At 52.0% G+C, this 18972-nt stretch carries 17 protein-coding genes and 1 rRNA gene (1 of these 18 only partly in view); 13 read left to right on the forward strand and 5 right to left on the reverse strand.

Going from position 1 to position 18972, the window contains the following annotated elements; genetic code table 11:
- Positions 1-104: 104 nt before the first annotated feature.
- Positions 105-575, forward strand: coding sequence for a phosphohistidine phosphatase SixA (gene sixA / locus ACMHXH_RS19565; protein ID WP_039035609.1), 471 nt, complete (start codon positions 105-107; stop codon positions 573-575).
- Between the two features lie 170 nt (positions 576-745).
- Here sixA and smrB read toward each other — a convergent pair whose 3' ends face one another.
- The gene (gene smrB / locus ACMHXH_RS19570; RefSeq protein WP_039035610.1) at positions 746-1276 is read right to left on the reverse strand and encodes an endonuclease SmrB; all 531 of its coding nucleotides are present in this window, start codon (positions 1274-1276) and stop codon (positions 746-748) included.
- An 84-nt stretch (positions 1277-1360) separates the two neighbouring features.
- On the opposite strand from smrB, the gene prmB reads away from it, so the two are divergent.
- From prmB to ACMHXH_RS19600, 6 genes are all read left to right on the forward strand, one after another.
- Positions 1361-2305: a 50S ribosomal protein L3 N(5)-glutamine methyltransferase gene (gene prmB, locus ACMHXH_RS19575; protein ID WP_039035611.1), complete on the forward strand. Its 945-nt coding sequence runs from the start codon at positions 1361-1363 to the stop codon at positions 2303-2305.
- Between the two features lie 96 nt (positions 2306-2401).
- Entirely contained in the window at positions 2402-3496 is a 1095-nt protein-coding gene (gene aroC / locus ACMHXH_RS19580; protein ID WP_335912881.1) for a chorismate synthase, read from the forward strand.
- Entirely contained in the window at positions 3497-4684 is a 1188-nt protein-coding gene (locus ACMHXH_RS19585; RefSeq protein WP_039035613.1) for an MFS transporter, read from the forward strand.
- Positions 4685-4726: 42 nt separating this feature from the next.
- Positions 4727-5854, forward strand: a complete 1128-nt coding sequence (locus tag ACMHXH_RS19590; protein WP_071476167.1) for an ATP-NAD kinase family protein — start codon at positions 4727-4729, stop codon at positions 5852-5854.
- A 3-nt stretch (positions 5855-5857) separates the two neighbouring features.
- Positions 5858-6127 carry a YfcL family protein gene (locus ACMHXH_RS19595; protein WP_039035615.1) on the forward strand — a complete coding sequence of 90 codons (270 nt, stop codon included), beginning with the start codon at positions 5858-5860 and terminating at the stop codon, positions 6125-6127.
- Positions 6128-6501: 374 nt separating this feature from the next.
- Entirely contained in the window at positions 6502-7518 is a 1017-nt protein-coding gene (locus ACMHXH_RS19600) for a DUF3137 domain-containing protein (protein WP_335912880.1), read from the forward strand.
- Between the two features lie 156 nt (positions 7519-7674).
- Here ACMHXH_RS19600 and rnt read toward each other — a convergent pair whose 3' ends face one another.
- Positions 7675-8343: a ribonuclease T gene (rnt, locus tag ACMHXH_RS19605; protein WP_039035617.1), complete on the reverse strand. Its 669-nt coding sequence runs from the start codon at positions 8341-8343 to the stop codon at positions 7675-7677.
- A 141-nt stretch (positions 8344-8484) separates the two neighbouring features.
- On the opposite strand from rnt, the gene ACMHXH_RS19610 reads away from it, so the two are divergent.
- Positions 8485-9357 (forward strand): flagellar protein MotY, encoded by an 873-nt coding sequence (locus ACMHXH_RS19610; RefSeq protein ID WP_039035618.1) that lies wholly within the window; start codon positions 8485-8487, stop codon positions 9355-9357.
- A 231-nt stretch (positions 9358-9588) separates the two neighbouring features.
- Here ACMHXH_RS19610 and ACMHXH_RS19615 read toward each other — a convergent pair whose 3' ends face one another.
- The 3 genes from ACMHXH_RS19615 to ACMHXH_RS19625 form a co-directional block, all read right to left on the reverse strand.
- Positions 9589-10665 carry a ketoacyl-ACP synthase III gene (locus ACMHXH_RS19615; protein ID WP_039035619.1) on the reverse strand — a complete coding sequence of 359 codons (1077 nt, stop codon included), beginning with the start codon at positions 10663-10665 and terminating at the stop codon, positions 9589-9591.
- 87 nt (positions 10666-10752) lie between these two features.
- On the reverse strand, positions 10753-11424 hold the full coding sequence (locus ACMHXH_RS19620) for a GntR family transcriptional regulator (protein WP_039035620.1): 672 nt from the start codon (positions 11422-11424) through the stop codon (positions 10753-10755).
- A gap of 256 nt (positions 11425-11680) precedes the next feature.
- Entirely contained in the window at positions 11681-14008 is a 2328-nt protein-coding gene (locus tag ACMHXH_RS19625; RefSeq protein ID WP_335912879.1) for an OmcA/MtrC family decaheme c-type cytochrome, read from the reverse strand.
- Positions 14009-14349: 341 nt separating this feature from the next.
- Between ACMHXH_RS19625 and ACMHXH_RS19630 the strand changes: the two genes are divergently transcribed.
- From ACMHXH_RS19630 to ACMHXH_RS19650, 5 genes are all read left to right on the forward strand, one after another.
- Positions 14350-14994, forward strand: coding sequence for a 4Fe-4S dicluster domain-containing protein (locus ACMHXH_RS19630; protein ID WP_039035623.1), 645 nt, complete (start codon positions 14350-14352; stop codon positions 14992-14994).
- A 14-nt stretch (positions 14995-15008) separates the two neighbouring features.
- Positions 15009-17132 carry an aldehyde ferredoxin oxidoreductase gene (locus tag ACMHXH_RS19635; protein ID WP_071476170.1) on the forward strand — a complete coding sequence of 708 codons (2124 nt, stop codon included), beginning with the start codon at positions 15009-15011 and terminating at the stop codon, positions 17130-17132.
- Between the two features lie 3 nt (positions 17133-17135).
- Positions 17136-17660, forward strand: a complete 525-nt coding sequence (locus tag ACMHXH_RS19640) for a hypothetical protein (RefSeq protein WP_071476171.1) — start codon at positions 17136-17138, stop codon at positions 17658-17660.
- A gap of 193 nt (positions 17661-17853) precedes the next feature.
- Entirely contained in the window at positions 17854-18408 is a 555-nt protein-coding gene (gene gmhB / locus ACMHXH_RS19645; RefSeq protein WP_039035626.1) for a D-glycero-beta-D-manno-heptose 1,7-bisphosphate 7-phosphatase, read from the forward strand.
- A gap of 327 nt (positions 18409-18735) precedes the next feature.
- A 16S ribosomal RNA gene (locus ACMHXH_RS19650) occupies positions 18736-18972 on the forward strand (it continues 1308 nt past the right edge of the window).

Genomic DNA, 18972 nt, shown 5'->3' on the forward strand with positions numbered 1-18972 from the left:
GGATTTTTCGACTAAAGATTGAGAGCTGTGCGGTTTGTTGCCGCGCTATAAAGGGCTACAATTGACAAAGAACCATAAGAACTTTTTTCTGTAGTGAGTGATGTATGCAGCTTTTTCTAATGCGCCATGGTGAGGCCAGTTTCGACGCACCCTCGGATCGGGAGCGAATACTGACTGATGCCGGACGCCTCCATACGATACAGATGAGCAACTGGCTGAATGATTCAGTTTCTGCCTTTGATCTGGTGCTGGTGAGTCCTTATCTCAGAGCACAGCAGACCTGGCAGGAGCTGGGAAAGCATTTTCCTGAACCGCGTAAATGGATGGTATTGGATGAATTGGTGCCATCGGCCGACCCGGAAATGGCTGCCAGCCTGGTTAAGGCTTACGCCGAACAATTTAAGGCAGACAAGGTGTTGGTGATAGGCCACATGCCATTATTGGGTTATATGGTCAGTGAATTGGTGGCCGGTATTGAGCCGCCGTTATTTGCAACTTCGTCAGTGGCACTTATCGATGTGCATGGGCAGCAGGCAAGTGTGATGTGGCAACAAGGACCGCACAATATCGCCTAGTGGTTCCAGATTAAAGCAGCCTTCAGGGCGGCGATTAACCTAAACTCAAGCGCCTTAACTGATTAAAAAGGTGACTCTTGGGTAAAGTATCAGCAAAACAAGCAACCCGGCCATGACCGGGTTCTTTGCATTTATAGTGCTAAGTCTGTAAAGGGGCAGCTCAACTGCGGTTAGCGTCGGTGGGGATGTTCGCCAATATCTATCAGTATCAGCAGCGCCGCATCGCCGCCCCATTCTTTGGGGGCCTGATGAAAGGCTTTGACCTTGGGGTGCTGCGCCAGCCACATGGGCAACTGTTGTTTGAGAATGCCGGTGCCGTAGCCGTGCATGACACTACAGCAAGGGCTGTGTTCACGGATACAGGCCTGGATCAAGGCCGCCAGTTCCAGCTTGGCTTCGGTTTGGCGGTAACCATGCAGATCCAAAAGAAAGTCAGGCACATAATCGCCTCTACGCAGACGTTTGACTTCCATGGCGTCTACATCGTCCCGACACCAACGCATAGGGCCGTTAACTGGCAATAATGGCTGGTAAACGTCTGAAAAATAACTGTCCGCCTGGATCTGAACTTCTTTTTCAGCCAGTTGCTTCTTGGTTTTACTCGGCGGGCGGAAATGGCGCTTATCCTGGTCGAGCGGGGTGATCCCGGATACCAGTGCCTGAAATTCCGCCAGGCCTTCTTTGTCGTTTTCTTCGTTCATTAGGCTATTTTATTGAATCCTGTTTCTTCTGAACAGACTTCAGTTACAATGGGGGCGGAATAAGAATAAAGCCGGAGTCAGATTTTGGATAAGATCTTTGTGGATGAAGCCGTCACCGAATTGCGGACGGTAGGCGACATGTTGCGCTGGGCCGTCAGCCGTTTCAATGACGCCAATGTTTATTATGGTCATGGTACAGATAACGCGTGGGACGAAGCGGTTTCCCTGGTATTTCACGCCCTGCATCTGCCCGATGACATTGGTCAGCAGGTGATCCACGCCAATCTCACCAGCAGCGAAAAACACAAAATAGTTGAGCTTATCATTCGCCGGGTACGCGAGCGTTTACCCGTGCCTTATCTGACCAACACCGCCCGTTTTGCCGGGCTGGACTTCTATGTGGACGAAAGGGTTCTGGTACCGCGTTCACCGATTGCCGAGATGATCCAAAACGGATTCGGTCCCTGGCTGTACAACAAGCCGGTAAGACGGATCCTCGACCTTTGCACCGGCAGTGGCTGTATCGCCATCGCCTGTGCCTATCAGTTTGAAGAAGCCGAGGTCGATGCGCTGGATATCAGCGAGGATGCACTGGAAGTGGCACAGATAAACGTTGAGTCGCTCGGTGTGATGGACAGGGTGTTTCCCATGCAGTCCAACCTTTTCAGCGCAGTGCCACGAGCGCCGCAGTACGATCTGATTGTGTCCAACCCACCTTATGTCGATGCCGAAGATATTGCCGATATGCCGGATGAGTATCGCCATGAGCCGGAAATTGGTTTGGCGTCCGGTCGAGACGGCCTGGATATCACCAAGCGCATTCTGGCCAACGCCGCCGACTACCTCACAGATGAGGGTATTCTGGTGGTGGAAGTGGGCAACTCCATGGTGCATCTGATTGAGCTTTTCCCCGATGTACCTTTCACCTGGGTCAGCTTTGAACATGGCGGCGATGGGGTGTTTGTGCTGACAAAAGATCAGTTAGTTGAAAATCAATCACTGTTCGCCATCTATAAAGACAGTGAATAATAAAGCGGCCCATTAGCCAATGGGCCTGTAAAGCCGAGGTTCGGATGGCCGAACCTCTACGGCCGGTCACTTTATCTCTAGGGGGAAATTAAGCGGATGTCGGGAAACAGCATAGGTCAGAACTTTGTCGTCACCACTTTTGGTGAAAGCCATGGGCTTGCACTGGGCTGCATTATCGATGGCTGCCCGCCAGGGCTTGAGCTGACTGAAGCCGATATGCAGCAGGATCTCGACCGTCGCCGTCCGGGGACTTCCCGTTACACTACCGCCAGGCGAGAGCCGGATCAGGTGCGTATTCTCTCCGGCGTGTTTGAGGGCAAGACCACAGGCACCTCCATCGGCCTGTTGATTGAAAATACCGATCAGCGCAGTCAGGACTACTCTAATATCAAAGATCTGTTCCGTCCCGGACATGCCGACTATACCTATCAACAAAAATATGGCCTGCGCGATTATCGCGGCGGTGGCCGCTCCTCGGCGCGTGAAACTGCCATGCGGGTGGCGGCAGGGGCCGTGGCGAAGAAATACCTCAAGGCAGTACACGGCATTGAGATCCAGGGTTATCTCTCCCAGCTTGGGCCTATCTGCGCCGACACTCTGGATATGACGCAGGTGGAACAGAACCCCTTTTTCTTCCCCGATGCCTCCAAGTTGGAAGCGTTGGATGACTATATGCGCGAGCTGAAAAAATCCGGTGATTCCATCGGTGCCAAGGTCAGTGTGGTGGCCACCAATGTGCCGGTCGGCCTAGGCGAACCGGTATTTGACCGGCTCGATGCCGATATTGCCCATGCACTGATGGGGATTAATGCGGTCAAGGGCGTTGAAATCGGCGATGGCTTTGCCGTTGTTAACCAAAAGGGCTCAGAGCACAGAGATCTGATGTCGCCTGCCGGGTTTGACAGCAACCATGCCGGCGGTGTGCTCGGGGGTATCTCTTCCGGGCAACCGATAGTGGCCCATATGGCGCTGAAACCCACGTCCAGTATCAGCGTGCCAGGCAAGAGCATGACAGTGCAGGGCACAGAGGCCGAAGTGGTGACCAAGGGGCGGCACGACCCCTGTGTCGGGATCCGCGCCGTGCCCATTGCCGAAGCCATGTTGGCGATAATCTTGATGGATCACTTGCTGCGTCATCGGGCCCAAAACCAGGATGTCAGCAGCCTTACACCTGTACTTGGAATGCGATAAATGCGCGGACTGTTTCCCGCAGGGGGACAGCTCGCCTGGCTTTCTGCCTGCTATTTCTTTTTCTTTGGCATACTCGGTGTCATGGTGCCCTATCTGGGGGTATTTTTTGACAACCGCGGTTTCGATGCCGCCGAAATAGGCTTCCTGCTGGCCATACTCATGGCAACCCGCATAGTCGCGCCCAATGTCTGGGCGCTGGTGGCGGATCGCACCGGCATGCGCTCTGAGCTTATCAAGCTCGGCGCCTTTGCCGCCGCCTTGACCTATCTGAGTTTCTTTTATCATGGCGGCTTTCTCTATCTGGCGCTGAGTCTGGCCCTTTATACCTTTTTCTGGAATGCGATTCTGGCGCAACTTGAGGTGATCACCCTGGAAACCCTGGGTACTGAAGCCAACAAGTATGGCCTCATTCGAAGTTTCGGCAGTGTCGGCTATATCGTGCTGGTGGTGGGTACTGGCTGGGCCATCAAGGAGTTTGGCCCCGAGGTGCTGCTCTATGTGGGGCTGAGTCTGTTTCTTGGGTTACTGGGCTGTGCCTTACCTTTGCCTTCGAATCGCGCCTCGGCGGGGGCCGGGCAGGATAAGCCGGCACTTAAACTCGGGCGGCCGCTGCTGTGGTTTTTACTGTCTGCCATGTTGCTACAAGCCAGCGCCGGGCCTTTCTACGGCTTTTTCGTGCTTTATCTCAAACAGGTGGGTTACACAGAGGCCAGCGCCGGTATTTTTGTGGCGCTAGGGGCTGTGGCGGAAATCTTCATGTTTATGATAGCGCCCAGGTTACTCGGTCGCTATGGGGTCAAGACGCTGCTGCTGGTGAGCATAGGCATGACGGCGCTGCGTTGGCTGCTGGTGGCTTTTGGCGCCGAAAGCATGTTGCTTTTGGGGCTCAGCCAACTGCTGCATGCCTTTACCTTTGGTTTGACCCATGCGGCATCCATCCAGTTTGTGCACCGTAATTTTGATATCAGTCACCGCAGCAAGGGCCAGGCACTTTATGCCAGTTTGAGCTTTGGCGTCGGCGGCGCTTTGGGTACCTGGATCTGTGGCCTGATTTGGGGCGATGGCAGCGGCGCTTTCTGGTGTTGGGTGTTTGCCGCCGCGTGCGCCTTGCTGTCCATGTTGGCCGTGCTGGCTATTCCGGGTAGCGACTCCAGGCGTCAATCACAGAGTGACCCCATTGACGCCTGATGATTTCTTACAAGAGCAGAGCATCATTTGCCGGAGAGAGTTATGAGTAAAATGTTTCGACTGGGCCTTATCATTAATCCGCTGGCCGGGCTTGGAGGCAGTGTGGCCCTCAAGGGCAGTGACGGTGTGGCAAAAGAGGCGCTGAGCCTGGGTGCCACCCCCAAGGCCGGTCTGCGAATGGAACAGGCCTTGGCTGTGATAACACCTTTTGCCGAGCGCCTGCAAATCTATACCGCCTCGGGGAACATGGGCGCCGACTTGGCGCAAAAGCTGGGTTTTCGCACCGAGGTGTGTTACCAGGCGGCAACGGATACCAGTCGCAGTGATACCCAGGCTGCCGCCAAGGCCTTGATGGCGCAGGAGCTGGACTTGCTACTGTTTGCCGGCGGCGATGGCACGGCAAGGGATATTTACGGCGTTGTCGGTGAGCACTTCCCCGTACTCGGTGTACCGGCCGGGGTCAAAATTCATTCGGGTGTTTACGGCATTACTCCCCACGCATCCGGGCTGGTATTGAAGCAGCTGCTGGAAGGTGCCCTGGTGAGTCTGATGAGCGCCGATGTGATGGACATAGATGAAGAGGCCTTCCGCCAAGGCACGGTAAGGGCGCGGCGTTATGGTGAAATGACAGTACCTGCCGAGCCGCGATATATCCAGGCGGTGAAGATGGGTGGCCGCGAGGTAGATGAACTGGTGCTGGCGGATATTGCCGCCGAGGTGGTCGGCGATATGGAAGATGAGCTCTATATCATGGGCTCCGGCAGTACAGTGGCGGCCGTGATGGAGGAGCTGGGGCTCGATAACACTCTGCTCGGGGTGGATCTGGTGCAGAACAAGACCCTGCTGGCCTCGGATCTTAATGCGGCGCAGTTATTGAGCGCCACTGAAAATCAAAAGGTTAAGTTGGTCATTACCCTGATAGGTGGCCAAGGACATATTCTTGGCCGTGGCAATCAGCAGTTGTCGCCCGAGCTTATCCGGCGCATTGGCAAGGAAAATATCATCATTCTTGCCACCAAAAGCAAACTAAAAGCACTTGAAGGCAGGCCGCTTATCGTGGATAGTGGCGACCAGAAATTGGATAGCGAACTTAGTGGCTATTATCGAATTGTGACAGGTTACCGGGATTACGTGATGTATCAGGTGGCCAACCCAGACTTAGCGGAGTAGAGCATGTTAGAGAAGTACGAACAGGCATTGGAGCAGTGGATTGGCGAGATAGTGGCCGGCGGTGACGATGATGCCCTGTTTGCCAGCGGTTACCTGCAGGGGCATTTTGCCGTGGTGCTGGCCGAGCTGGAAAACGAGTCAGAGCAAGGGCTGGATGCCTTGAATGAGCGGATGCAACAATGCCTGAAACTGGCAGCTAAAGAGCTTGAAGATGCCGACTATCGTCTGGTGGATAACGCTTGGTTAGAACTGAAACAACGAATCGCCGCCTGAGTTTTGTCGGCACAGCGAGACAAGTTTGTTGTTGTTCCGGGTATAAAACCCGCAGTGGCTCCTTGTTGAAAAGGAAAGCTGTAATGCCGTCAATATTATCGAAATAAATATTATCCGATGACAAGAGTCATCGGATTTTTGTCTCTTTAAAGCCCTACGTAAGAATAGTTTTATTCGACAGCGTTTTTGTTCTCTGGAGCACGCCGGGTTACCGGAGTAAAAGAGACCTTTGGTGAACTGCTGCGGTTAATGGGGGAAGTGTTAGTCTCAGTGTTCGTTGTGCATTTTGCCAACTGCTTAGTCTGAGGCTTAGAGACTATTGTCGGATAGTCACGGGCTGGCTCGGCAAAAATGGCAAAAATAAAGAAAACAGGATGAATTCAATGGAGTTGGAGATCCCGGAGCAGGACAAGCTGGCCTTCGGCCAGTATTACGGGAAAAAGATTGCCCCCAAGTGTCGGCGTTATGAGTCGGTACGAGAGGCCGCCGCTGCCAGGTATAAAGAGCGTAGAAAGATAGTTGCGCCTCTCACCTTTATCGGCATTCCGGCATTTTTGCTGTTTTTTGTCATGAGTTTCTATGGCGCTTTCATGCTGGATTTTAAAGATGGGGTGTTTTTCATTGGTTTTGGCGGCGCCTTGGTATCCCTGGGATTGGTGGTGTTGGCCAATATCTGGGCAGGCAGTGAGATAGGTGAACTGCGTACCCAGATAGTCGAGGAGATCTATCCTTTACTGCTGGGTTATTTCGGTAAAAGCTTTGCGTTCAATCCTCCGGGATTGCCTGAACTGGAAAGCTATAAAGACTATGGTCTCTTTCCCGACTATGACAAAGGTTATTTTCAAAACTCAGTCAGAGGCAAGTATCTTAATGTGCCTTTTCTGCTTAGGGAACTGACGTTACTCGAACGCACAGGCAAGAACGATAATGGTCCCCAATATAAGACGCTATTCGATGGCATAGTGATAGAGTTCGAGCTGCCAAAGAGATTTTCCGCCACCATCCAGGTGCGCCGCGATAAAGGTTTTATGGCCAATGGCTTGGCGCAGTTTAGAAGCAAACTCACGCGGGTAAAGCTGGAAGACCCGGACTTTGAGCGTAGATTTGAGGTTTACAGTGACGATCAGCTTGAAGCCAGATATGTGCTTAATACAGTGACCATGGAACGTTTGTTGTCACTATCAGGATTTTATCAAGGTGAGCTGGAAGCCTGTTTTAAACAGGGGCGATTGTTTGTCAAAATAGCCTGTCAGCATAGCTATTTTGAGCCGCAACTTGATCTACTCAAGCCGCTGGATCTCAGCGCAGACATAGAGCAAGTGTTTAAAGAGATCCATGAAGTGTTCGATTTGATTAAGGCTCTTAAACTCGACAGTCGCACCGGGCTTTAAATATGAGGCTCAAGAGCTTGGTTTTGAGCCGGGCTGTCTTTGTTTTCTGGTCACTGGTCGGTGGTTGCTGATGCACCCTCAAGCCAAACGCTCAAATAGTTTGGCTTGAGGCCAGGAAATCCCAGAGTTTTAGTCGGCTTATATGTCTGAGCCGGTTTAGATATCCCCTTGCGGGGTGTCGGTTTCGGCAGTGGCAGGCAAAGGCCAGCCGCCAAGAGCTTTCCAGCGGTTCACTATGTAGCAGAACAGCTCGGCGGTGCGCTCTGTATCATAAAGCGCCGAATGGGCTTCTTTGTTGTCAAAGGGGATCCCGGCCAAGCTGCAGGCCTTGGCCAGTACTGTGTGTCCTATGGCCAATCCGGCCAGCGTGGCGGTGTCAAAAGTAGCAAAGGGATGAAACGGCGAGCGCTTGATATCATTGCGCTCGATTGCTTTGCTGACAAAGCCGTGATCGAAGGCGGCATTATGAGCCACTATGATAGATCTGTGGCAGTCGGCTGCTTTCTGCGCTTTTTTCACCGCCTTGAATATCTCCAGAAAAGCTTCTTTCTCGCTGACGGCGCCCCTGAGGGGGTTGTTGGGATCTATGCCGTTGAATGCCAGCGCCTCCGGCTCGAGGTTGGCGCCTTCAAAAGGTTCGATATGGTAGTGCAGGGTTCTGTCTATTCCCAGATTGCCCTCGGCATCCATCTTCAGCAGACTGACGGCAATCTCCAGCAGCGCGTCTGTCTGCGCATTGAAGCCAGCGGTCTCCACGTCGATCACCACAGGGAAATAGCCCCTGAATCTGTGCTTGAGTTGGTTGGCTAGGCTTGGCTGAGTCATGCATTTCCCCTGGAAAATAACGAAGCGGCTATTATGCTAAAACATCAACAGGGTGTCATGTTCGATTGTTGTTTTTATAGGCTAAAGGAATGAATTTCTTTGCCGATAGAGACAACATGGTGTGTGAAAAGAGAGATTTCTATGTGGCGTAAACTGTTTCTGCTGTCGACTCTTTGTCTGCCGTGGTCGGCGATGGCGGATCTCAGGCACTATGTGGCGTCACTCGACGACTCTCATTGGCGTGTGGCGCAAAACACCCCCATAGGTTGCAGCCTCGAGCACGATATTCCCTCCTACGGCAAAGCTGTGTTTTCCAGTCATGCGGGTAAAGAGCTGAATCTGCAGTTTACTCTGGACATGTGGCAAAAGCCTGATGCAGTGACTCATGCTCGCTTGATGAGCAAAGCGCCGGCCTGGCGTCCCGGGGTGACATCAAAGGCGATTACCGAGTTGAGCTACCAGAAATACTTCAATGGCGAAGTGCCGAAACAGGCCGCCTGGTCCATGCTGACTGAGCTGGATCGCGGCATGGAACCCACTTTCTACTACAGCGATTGGTACAACCAAAGCCACACGGTGGCGGTCGGCCTTTCCGCGGCCAACTTTGCCCAGAAATACCGCGAGTTCAAGCAGTGTCTGGCCAATCTACTGCCTTACAGTTTCGATGATATCGCCTTTACCGTGCTTACCTATGAGATGGGGGGGACTGAGTTGACCCGTTATTCCAAGGCGCAGCTGGCGCGGGTGCAGGAGTATCTGGCCTATGATCCTGAAGTGGAGCTGGTGCTGATTGATGCCTATACCGATAGTTATGGCGGCCGCAGCATTAACCAGAAGGTTTCACAACAGAGAGCTGATTCCGTTAAAGATTTTTTTGTCGCACGGGGTATCCCGGGAGACAGGATCCATACTGAAGGACACGGCGAACGGCGGCATGTGGCATCCAATGATTCCAGTGATGAACGGGTCCGTAACCGTCGGGTAGTCATCCGGATAAGCAAACCGCTCAAGTAGGGCCAAGAACTGACCTAAGAGAAGGTGCGAATAAGACCTCGAGGCCTTCTCTTTTTTAGAAAGCGGTATAATTGAGTGAGTTTATTTCGGCAAGCATTTTACTCTATATTCGTCAGCGCAACTTTTTGTTGCGACCGGACATGTTATTCCTGGCCAAGTATGGCATCTAAAAACGAAAATGCCGTTCATTGAAAGTGAACGGCATTTTGTTTGGGGTTCTGCTTAATTCGTTTAAGCCTTATCGCGATGGCAGAAATAGTCTACTGCGCGTTTTACCAGTTCAATACCTGTCTGCTCGCATGGCGGCAGCTCGGCATCGCTCTGTTTCAGCGGTGTGACTCTATCACCCCATTTCAGCAGCAAGGCCGCGCTGGTGAGGCCAGCGCCGAAGGCACAGGACAGAATGTGTTGTCCTGGCTTGATCATGCCTTTTTCCAACGCATCACAGATAGCGATGGGAATGGTCGCGGCCGAGGTGTTGCCATAGTTGGCTATATTGACGAAGGCCTTCTCTTTGGGGATCTTCATTCTGTGTACCAGAGTGTCGATGATCCTCTCGTTAGCCTGATGGGGGATTACCCAATCGACTTGTTCTTTATCCAAGCCACATTTATCCAATACTTGGGCGCTGAGTTTACCCATACCGTTGATGGCACGTTTGAAAATCTCCTGGCCGTCGAACTGAATGTAGAAGTCCAGCGACTCGGCGACAAATCTATCCATACCCGTCCCGAAACTGGCCTTCAAAATATCGCGGCCACCTGGGTCATTGTTGAGCTCATAGCCCAGTACGCCACATGGGCTGTCTGTTGCTTCCAGCACCACAGCACCGGCACCATCACCGAACAGTACTGCGGTCTCTCTTCTTGACCAGTCGAGATAGAAGCTGAGACGCTCGGCGCCGATAACCAGGACTTTCTTGCATTGACCACTCTTTATCTGGGCGGTGGCCAGGCCTACGCCATAGAGAAAGCCACTGCAGGCGGCGTTGATGTCAAAGGCGGCACAGGTTGCGCCTACATTGGCCTGCACGGTCGAGGCTATGTTGGGGATCAGGGTGTCCGGGCTGGCGGTGGCCAGGATAATCATGTCCAGTTCGCTACCTTCTATGCCGGCGGCGGCCAGTGCATGCTGGGCAGCGACTGTGGCCAATTCAGAAGTGTTGACGTGGCTTATATGACGCTGGCTAATCCCTGTTCTGGGTTTAATCCATTCATCGGAAGTATCGATAAAGGTGGCCAGATCATGATTGGTCAGTACGGCAGGGGGAACGCACTTTCCCCAGCCGGTAATAGTGGCGTACTGCATTGAATTTACTCTCAAAATAAAAAGACAGAAGCCAGATCTGTCTTTTGGACAACTAAAGCGCTATTGCTTGGAAAGGGTCGTGATTTTTCAGCTCACCTGTTGGGCTACCAATTCGCGAATGGCATTGGCAGCGTGCAGTATGTGGGCCCTCAACAGGACCACGGCCTCATCTATTTTCTTTTGCCGACATAATTGCAGTAGATCCCTGTGATCCTGTTCGGCTCGGGGGATCCCGCCTGTCAGCAACAACTGTAAGCGGATATAGCGATCACAGTTGGTGTTCAGACCATGTACGACTTCCATGGTATGGGGACGGTTGGCGGCGCGGTACAAACTTGTGTGGAACTCTGTGTTGAGTTCGCTCCAACTGCCCACGGCATCATCCTGTTTAAAGGCGGATTCCAGTTTGTCCAGTACGGCTTCGGCCTGACGCAGATCTTCATCCTGCAGGTTTGGAATGGCTTTGGCAAGGAGATCAGTTTCAATCAGTGCTCTGAGTTCAAATAACTCGCTGACTTGTTCAACCGATAGTTCGGTAGCCGTGGCGCCTTTATGGGCTTCAAACTTGACCAACCCCTCGGCTTCCAGTTGCAAAAGGGCTTCCCTGACCGGAATCCGGCTGACATTCATCTCTTCTGCCAGGGCGCTTTGACGCAACGGTTCACCGGCTGCGATTTCCCCTGAAAGAATTTTTTCCCGCAACACTTCGACCACAACCTGAGTGCGCGTTTTATGAACGATGGGGGTAGTTCGACTCATAGATCCCGTCTTTGTATACGTTATTCGGTTTTGATCCGATTAAGACTACAGCGAATATTCAGATAAATAAAGGGAAACCACTAGGGCTTCCTGTTTCTGCATCGATCAAGATGATGGTGGATTTCGAGCAGAGCAGTGCTCAGTTGGCGCTATCATGGCAGCTGTGTCGGATTGGCAGGTTTGAGCTCCTGAATTGATAAAAACTGCATATAAAAACGGCGCCGAAGCGCCGTTTTGGCCGATAAGGCAATGAGGCTCAATCCTCGAGGCCGTGTACCTTGTCGACACCGTTATTACGTCCCTCGGCATGACAGATGGCGCAGCTTTCGCTGCCGCTCTGATACACAGGTCCACCATTGGCATCCTTTTGGAAAACGCCACCGAAGGCTTCGGCATGGCTGGCCCAATCGTCCACCTGGACATGGCAACCACCACAGGCTGCAACTGTGGGAGAATATTCGGCTATTTGGCCTTTCTCGGTGGCGCCGGGAGTGGCGACCAACACGGAGGCGCTCTGGCTCAGTCCATCCAATGTAAGTTGACCCTTGCTATGGCAGGCGCGGCAATCATTGGCTGGCTTGGGATAAGTGGCTGTTTCTCGATCGCCACCCATACCGGCCACAGTACGGGTACCACTGTGCAGCGAATGCACCATTTCCCTGTAATTCAGGCTGTTATTCAGGGTACGGACAGCTTTTATCTGCTCCATGCCCGGAGTGTGTTTCAGCCCGGCATTTAAGTACATATTGGTGTCATTGTTGTGGCAGTCGTTGCAGCTCTTGTCGGTCAGCGCCGTGGCACCTTGAGGCGCATGACAACTGCCGCAACTGTCATTACCTGGCTGGAAATGACTGGCCAGAGTATGAGCACTGACAACCCGCTGCTGCATATCGTTGTCATGACAGCGCTGGCAAGCGGTTTCATCGGCAATGGCTTTGCTGCTCGCCGGGGCGCCGATGAGCGACAAGGGGTTAGCGGCAATCACTTCGATTCGGGTAGAGCTGGTATCGCAAGCCACCGCAAAACCTGTATTGGGATCGGCACAGACAACCAGTTTTGCCCGAACTTGAGTCTTGTCCGGCTCACCGAAATCCGCTATCTGAAGCGGGCCTATGGCGGCGTTGAGACTGTGCCCCTGCATGGCCAGGGTGACGTCATCCCCAGGGTTGGTCAAATTCCAAATCTTGCGCTGACCATTGTTGAGCGGACGATTAAGCGGCTCAGGATCGCCACTGACGGTCAGCCACAAAGACTCAATGGCCGGATCGTCTGCAGGCAGGCGGCCTTGACTGCGAAAATCCAGGCTGATACTCAGCTTGTCGCCATTGATAGCGGCGGAGGAGATCGCAAAGGCGTACTCCTGTTTGATGAGTTTGCTTGTCCTGCCAAGGCTCAGGTGGATTTTACCTGCGCCCTCAGGATTACTGGCGTCCGGATGGCAACCGGAGCAGCTCTGTTGCCACCCTCTGGGGAAGAGTTCTCTATCGTGGAATAACGCACTGGCACTGCCATTCCAGTCATCCGGGGCATCTTTACTGTGACAGCTCAGGCAACTGTTACTGCCGGGAATAAAGTATTGACTGGCCTGCGGCGCCGCATCAGGAATATGGCAGCTTTTACAGTCGTTGATATCACCGGGATAGTGTAATTGGCTGTAGTCATATTCATGGCCCCGATAGCCAACGACCTTATAGTCGCCCTGGTGAATTTTGTGTGTCAGGGTCGCCATATCAAGCGCTGAGCTGGTTTCAGGGTCGCCCGAATAACTGGTGTGGCACATGACACAGCCTTCAAAGGCAAAACGCTTACTGCCGTGCATTAACAAACGCGCCTCACTGTTATCCCTGTCACTGCCGTGGCAGCGATAACATGCCTGCTGCTGATCCATCAGTACCCGGCTGTCTTCGGCTGCGGCGGCTTGGCCGGTTGCCGGAATAAAGTCATAGACACTGTTGATAAGCATACTGCTCGGTGAACTGTCGGCAGCGGGTTTGAGTTCCAGATAGACCCTGTGAGTCTTATCACTCTCATACTGGGTATCGAGCCCTTCAAAGCTTGGGTATTGATTGAGTGCTTTGCTGAATTGATAACGGTAACGCCCCTGGCCCAGGCTTTGCAAACAATCGAGTTTGCAGTCACTCTCAATCCCGGCTTGCCACTGCGCTGCGGCCTGTGCTGTTGCCCCTGTCCCCGGCTCAACCAGTTTATTGATATAGCTTATCCATTGGGGGGCGCGGCTTATTTCATAGCGTCCCTCCACTGGCTTTGAATCGCCGTACATGGGCTGGGCGCTGCCCAACTTGGCTATGCCCATGGCCAAGGCTGAAACCTGTTCCAGTTGTTCCAGTCCTGTCACGGCAACACCGTTGGAGTCGCTTAAGAAAAAGTCGACCGAAACCCGGGTTTGCTCATCTATGGTGACGGCTTCGATATTGGCCTGCAGTGATTTGGCTTTGGCAATATTGATCCCCACTTCGCCCGGAGGACCCACTTGGCCGTCATCGCCATCGGAACATGCAGCCAATAAGCAAACCACCAGTGGAGATAGTTTCCACCAGGCGTTTTTAGGCTTGAATTTCATCATTTCCCATTCCTTTAAGTTTTTAGATTCTGTCGGGATTTCTAATTAGGAATGTATGCGAGGCTTAATCTATTTGATTTGAATAATTTGTCTGTGACCATCGTCAATATGTTCCAGCTATAACTGATAAGCGCAGGTTCAGTCTAAGTTGTATTTTTCTATTTTGAGAAGATTGTAATTTTAATATTTGATTATGGTTTTAGATAATGAGATTGGCTGGCTTACTTGTGAGTAAATGTGACTCAGATTGGGAAAAAATGTCTGGATTTAATTAGCATGAGTCGTCGGGTTTTTGGTGTATGCATATTTAAATAATATTTCTTAAACTAATTAAGGAACGCAATATGATTACCAGACGAGGAATGCTGAAAGGGAGTATGGGAGCTGCCGTAGGCACTGTCTATGGTGGAACGCTTATCAGCTTTCTTACCGGTTGTGGCAGCGACAACGACAGCGATGAAAAGGTTGAGGTGTTACCCGGTGGATTGATGGTGGTTAATCCGGTTATCTGCGTCAGTTGCCGTCGCTGTGAAATCGCCTGTGGCTGGAACCATGAAGGTGATTGCAGCCCAACCCTGGCAAGGGTCAAAGTCGAACACAACATGAACTATGGGCCTCATGGTGTGCAATTCAATTACACAGAGCAGCGGGGTGAGTGCGGCGATCGCACTGTGGTGCCGGCCACTTGTCGCCATTGTGAGGTTTGTACAGAGGTCTGTCCGCAGCAGGCTATTTCAACTCATCCGGAAACCGGCGCTAAAGTGATAGATGAAAAGCGCTGTGTCGGCTGTGGTTATTGTGCCGATAAATGTCCGCAACAAGTGATCAAAGTTGTGCGTAGCAAAATGAAAGCCGTGAAATGCGACCTGTGTCAGGGCGAACCGGCTTGCGCCCAGGTTTGTCCAACCGGTGCGATTAAGTTTTATACCTGGGAACAGGCGGAAGCTGCACTCGAACAATATGAAAAATATACTGGCCTGATCGGTTAATGAGGTAATAGAAAATGACAGATAAACTTGGCGGATGGGCCGGTAAAGTATTAAGAGTTAATTTAACAACCGGTGATATTACAACAGAGTCAACAGATAAGTATCATGATTATATTGGTGGTATGGGGATAGGCTATAAGATTCTTTGGGATGGCCATAAAGATAATATCAAGGCCACAGATCCTGAAAATATTATTGTATTCTCCGCCGGCCCGCTAACCGGTTCTGGGGTGATTTGTACTGGTCGTACAACTATTACTTCCCGCAGCCCGGTGATTAAAGATCATCTGATTTCTGATGGACATTTCGGTGGTCATTTTTCACCGGCAATGAAATATGCCGGATTTGATGCCATCGCCATTGAAGGTCGCGCCGCCGCACCTGTATGGCTCAGAGTTGAAGACGGTAAAGTTACATTGGAATCAGCCGCCGCGCTCTGGGGTAAGGGGATTTTTGATACCCACGCAATGATAGCCGAAATGATGGGCCCCAATGCCCAGGTGGCTGCCATAGGCCAGGCGGGGGAGAATCAGGTGCCGCTGTCAGTGATTATGACTCAGGGAGGGCATTCTGCCGGTGGGCATGGCGCCGTGCTCGGGTCAAAGAATTTTAAAGGGATAGGCATCATAGGCACAGGGGCTGTGGCTATTGCCGCCGATAATGCCAACATGCGTCGGCTCGATGACCATATTCTGGGGATAATAGGTGCCAACAACCAAGGGGTTGTGCCTTCAACTCCGCAATCCTGGGCCGAATATTCCAATGGTATCAGCCGCTGGAAAGCGCGTCCGGGGCTCAAATGGGGGCAGTCGGATCAGCAGATTGAGCTGGGCGAGGTGCCGTGGAATGAACGTAACAAGGTAGGCTTCCGTACCTCAATGGCCGAGATGTACTTCGGTGAAGAGTACGCCAACAAATGGATGAAGCGTACCGGTGGCTGTCATGCCTGCCCCATTCGCTGCTTCTGTGAACTCAAGGTGCCTGAGCTGAAACAGAAATATGGTCGTAAGAGCGAACATATCTCCAACGTCTGCATGGGATTCCTGGCGCCTCAGTATCTGATGGATACCAAGAAGGGCTCGGAAGAACATGCGATGACAGGTGCTCTGGGGGGCAACCTGATCGACGATTATGGCATCTGGTGTAACTATGGTCTGATTTCGCACCTGTTCAAATACCTTAAAAAACACGATATGTTCCAATATCTGTTGCCTAAAGAGGAGTTTGACAGCATCCCATGGGATCTGTGGGACAAGAAAGATCCGGCGTTTCTTATCGATTTTTACCGCCGTATCGCCTATCGCGAAGGGGAAATTGCCCATATGGCCGATGGCATGTCGGATCTGATTGAGCGCTGGAAACTGGATGGACGTAATCCGGATCTCGGTTATTGGGATATCCACAAAGAATCCTCGGTGAAAATTTTCAATAAGAAGACCAACGCCGCTGTGCACCATGCCAGTGAGACCGCAGGGCAGGTGGGCACCCTGATCAATATGGTGTTTAACCGCGATGCTCAGTGTCACTCCCATATCAATATTGTTAACTGTGGCTTGCCTCAGGACATGATAGAAACCATAGCCGCCGAATTCTGGGGCGAAGGTGCCTTTGATAAGGTGAAATGGTATACCCCAATAAACCCGGCCAAGGTTAAGTTTGCCAAGTGGTCTTTGGTGAAAAACGTGCTGCACGACTCATTGACTCTCTGTAACTGGATGTTCCCCTTGCTGGCTTCGCCGGACAAGAATCGTAACTACCGCGGAGACAGCACCATAGAATCCCAGATGTTCTCTCTGGTTACAGGTAAAGAAGTGACTGAGACTGAGCTCGACTTTATGGCCGAGCGGGTACTGCATCTGCACCGGGCGCTGACTATCATTCAAATGAATGAGATCAATATGCGCAATGAGCACGATGTGCTCTGCGATTGGGTTTACGACCTGGACCCCGATAAAGCCTTCGGCGATGAAGGCACCATCAAGATGGACAGGGACGATATTCAAAAGGCGTTGGATATGTTCTATGACGATTTTGGTTGGGACAGGCAAACCGGGGCACCGCTGAGATCAACCCTGGAAAAATTCGGCCTGGGTTACGCAGCCGATGCTCTGGAGGCCCGTGGCTTGTTGCCGGGATAAAGCATGCTGGAACTGGTGGACTTTATCCGGTTGTTCAGCCAACACGGACGCCTGGTTTCCCTGCCGCAGTTGTTGGCTGTGGCGGGGGATGACTCAGAGAAGACTGTGGATGCGGTGCAAGAGTATATCCGTTTGATCCTGGCGCCTGAACACAAGGACCTGAAGATGCGTGTATCAGAGGGAGAACACTTCTTCTATTCAGACCGTTACATGGTAGACAGTTATGCCAACCGTTGGTTGGCACTGCAACGTGGGGAAGTTGCCTCGACCCTGGCGCAGCAGATACGCGAAGCCAGTTGTCGCCATACCGCTGTGCTTGAGGCTTCGGTTTTGGGCTATCCCCCTTATAGCTTGGATGCCGAAGCGCAGCAGGCGCTGCAACAACAGTTATTGGCGATGCCGGAATATGACGACATACGCTATGACATAGGCAACGATGGCAAGGGGTATTACTTCTCCACCGATGGTCTGAGTCCTGAGTATGCCAGAGTGCTCGCTGATTACGACCCGTTTGAATGGTCATGCTGAGTCTGGATGTCTGATGCCTCCCTGCGGGCGTGCTCCCGAGCATCAGACATCCGGGCGAGGCACCTATCCCGGGCTCCAATGCCCGGTTTTTCTTATCCTCTGCCGTCAAGCTCACAACATAAGCCTGTTCTCACAGTGCATTTTGCCGCAATGAGTGGAATAATATTGCCATTCGCTTTCTGGGAGGCAAACAGTGAACCGAGCGGTTTTTTTGGATAGAGATGGTGTAATCAATGTCGATCACGGCTATGTACATCAAATAGATGATTTTGAATATATTGAAGGTGTCTTCGATGCTTGCCTGGCGTTGAAGTGCCAAGGCTATAAGCTGGTGGTGGTGACCAATCAGTCGGGAATTGCCCGTGGGCTCTACACTGAAGATCAGTTTGCCAGTCTCACCGAATGGATGGATTGGAACTTTGCCGACAAGGGGGTGGATCTCGATGGCATCTATTACTGCCCGCACCACCCGGAGAAGGGCATAGGTGAATACAAACAGGATTGTGACTGTCGTAAACCCAAGGCGGGAATGATCAACAGTGCAGCCAGTTTCCTTAAGCTGGAACTTGCCGCCAGTGTAATGGTCGGTGACAAGGCCGATGATATGCGCGCTGCCAAAGCGGCGGGGATCCCGGTGCGGATCCTGGTCAGAAGTGGTAAAGAGGTGACTCAGGAAGCTATGGATGAGGCGAGCGTAGTACTGGATAGCATTGCCGATGTACCTAAATACTTGGCATCATTGGCCTGAGTTGGTCGATTAGCGCGCGCCTTGGCGCAATAGTGAACACTTGAAGACTTTGATAAGAAAAATCGCCTTTTAGGGGTTGCGCAAAAATTCAGGCTCCCTATAATGCGCAACCACTGACCCGCGACAGGGTCTGGAAGTCAAAGGTTCAAACATCGAATGCTTTAAGCTAAAATGTTTGGCTGGCTTCCTTTGCTCTTTAACAATCTATCAAGCAATCTGTGTGGACACTCACAGGCATTGAGAAATCGACAAAACGATTTAACTCGATGAAGAGTGTTCATACGAACAGAATTCATTGAGTCGATTCTTCGGAATCAACCAAAACTTTAATTGAAGAGTTTGATCATGGCTCAGATTGAACGCTGGCGGCAGGCCTAACACATGCAAGTCGAGCGGTAACATTTCAAAAGCTTGCTTTTGAAGATGACGAGCGGCGGACGGGTGAGTAATGCCTGGGAATTTGCCCATTTGTGGGGGATAACAGTTGGAAACGACTGCTAATACCGCATACGCCCTACGGGGGAAAGCAGGGGACCTTCGGGCCTTGCGCTGATGGATAAGCCC

This window comes from Shewanella sp. BJSY2023SW001, from assembly GCF_047314685.1.
Taxonomy (GTDB): Bacteria; Pseudomonadota; Gammaproteobacteria; order Enterobacterales; family Shewanellaceae; genus Shewanella; species Shewanella indica.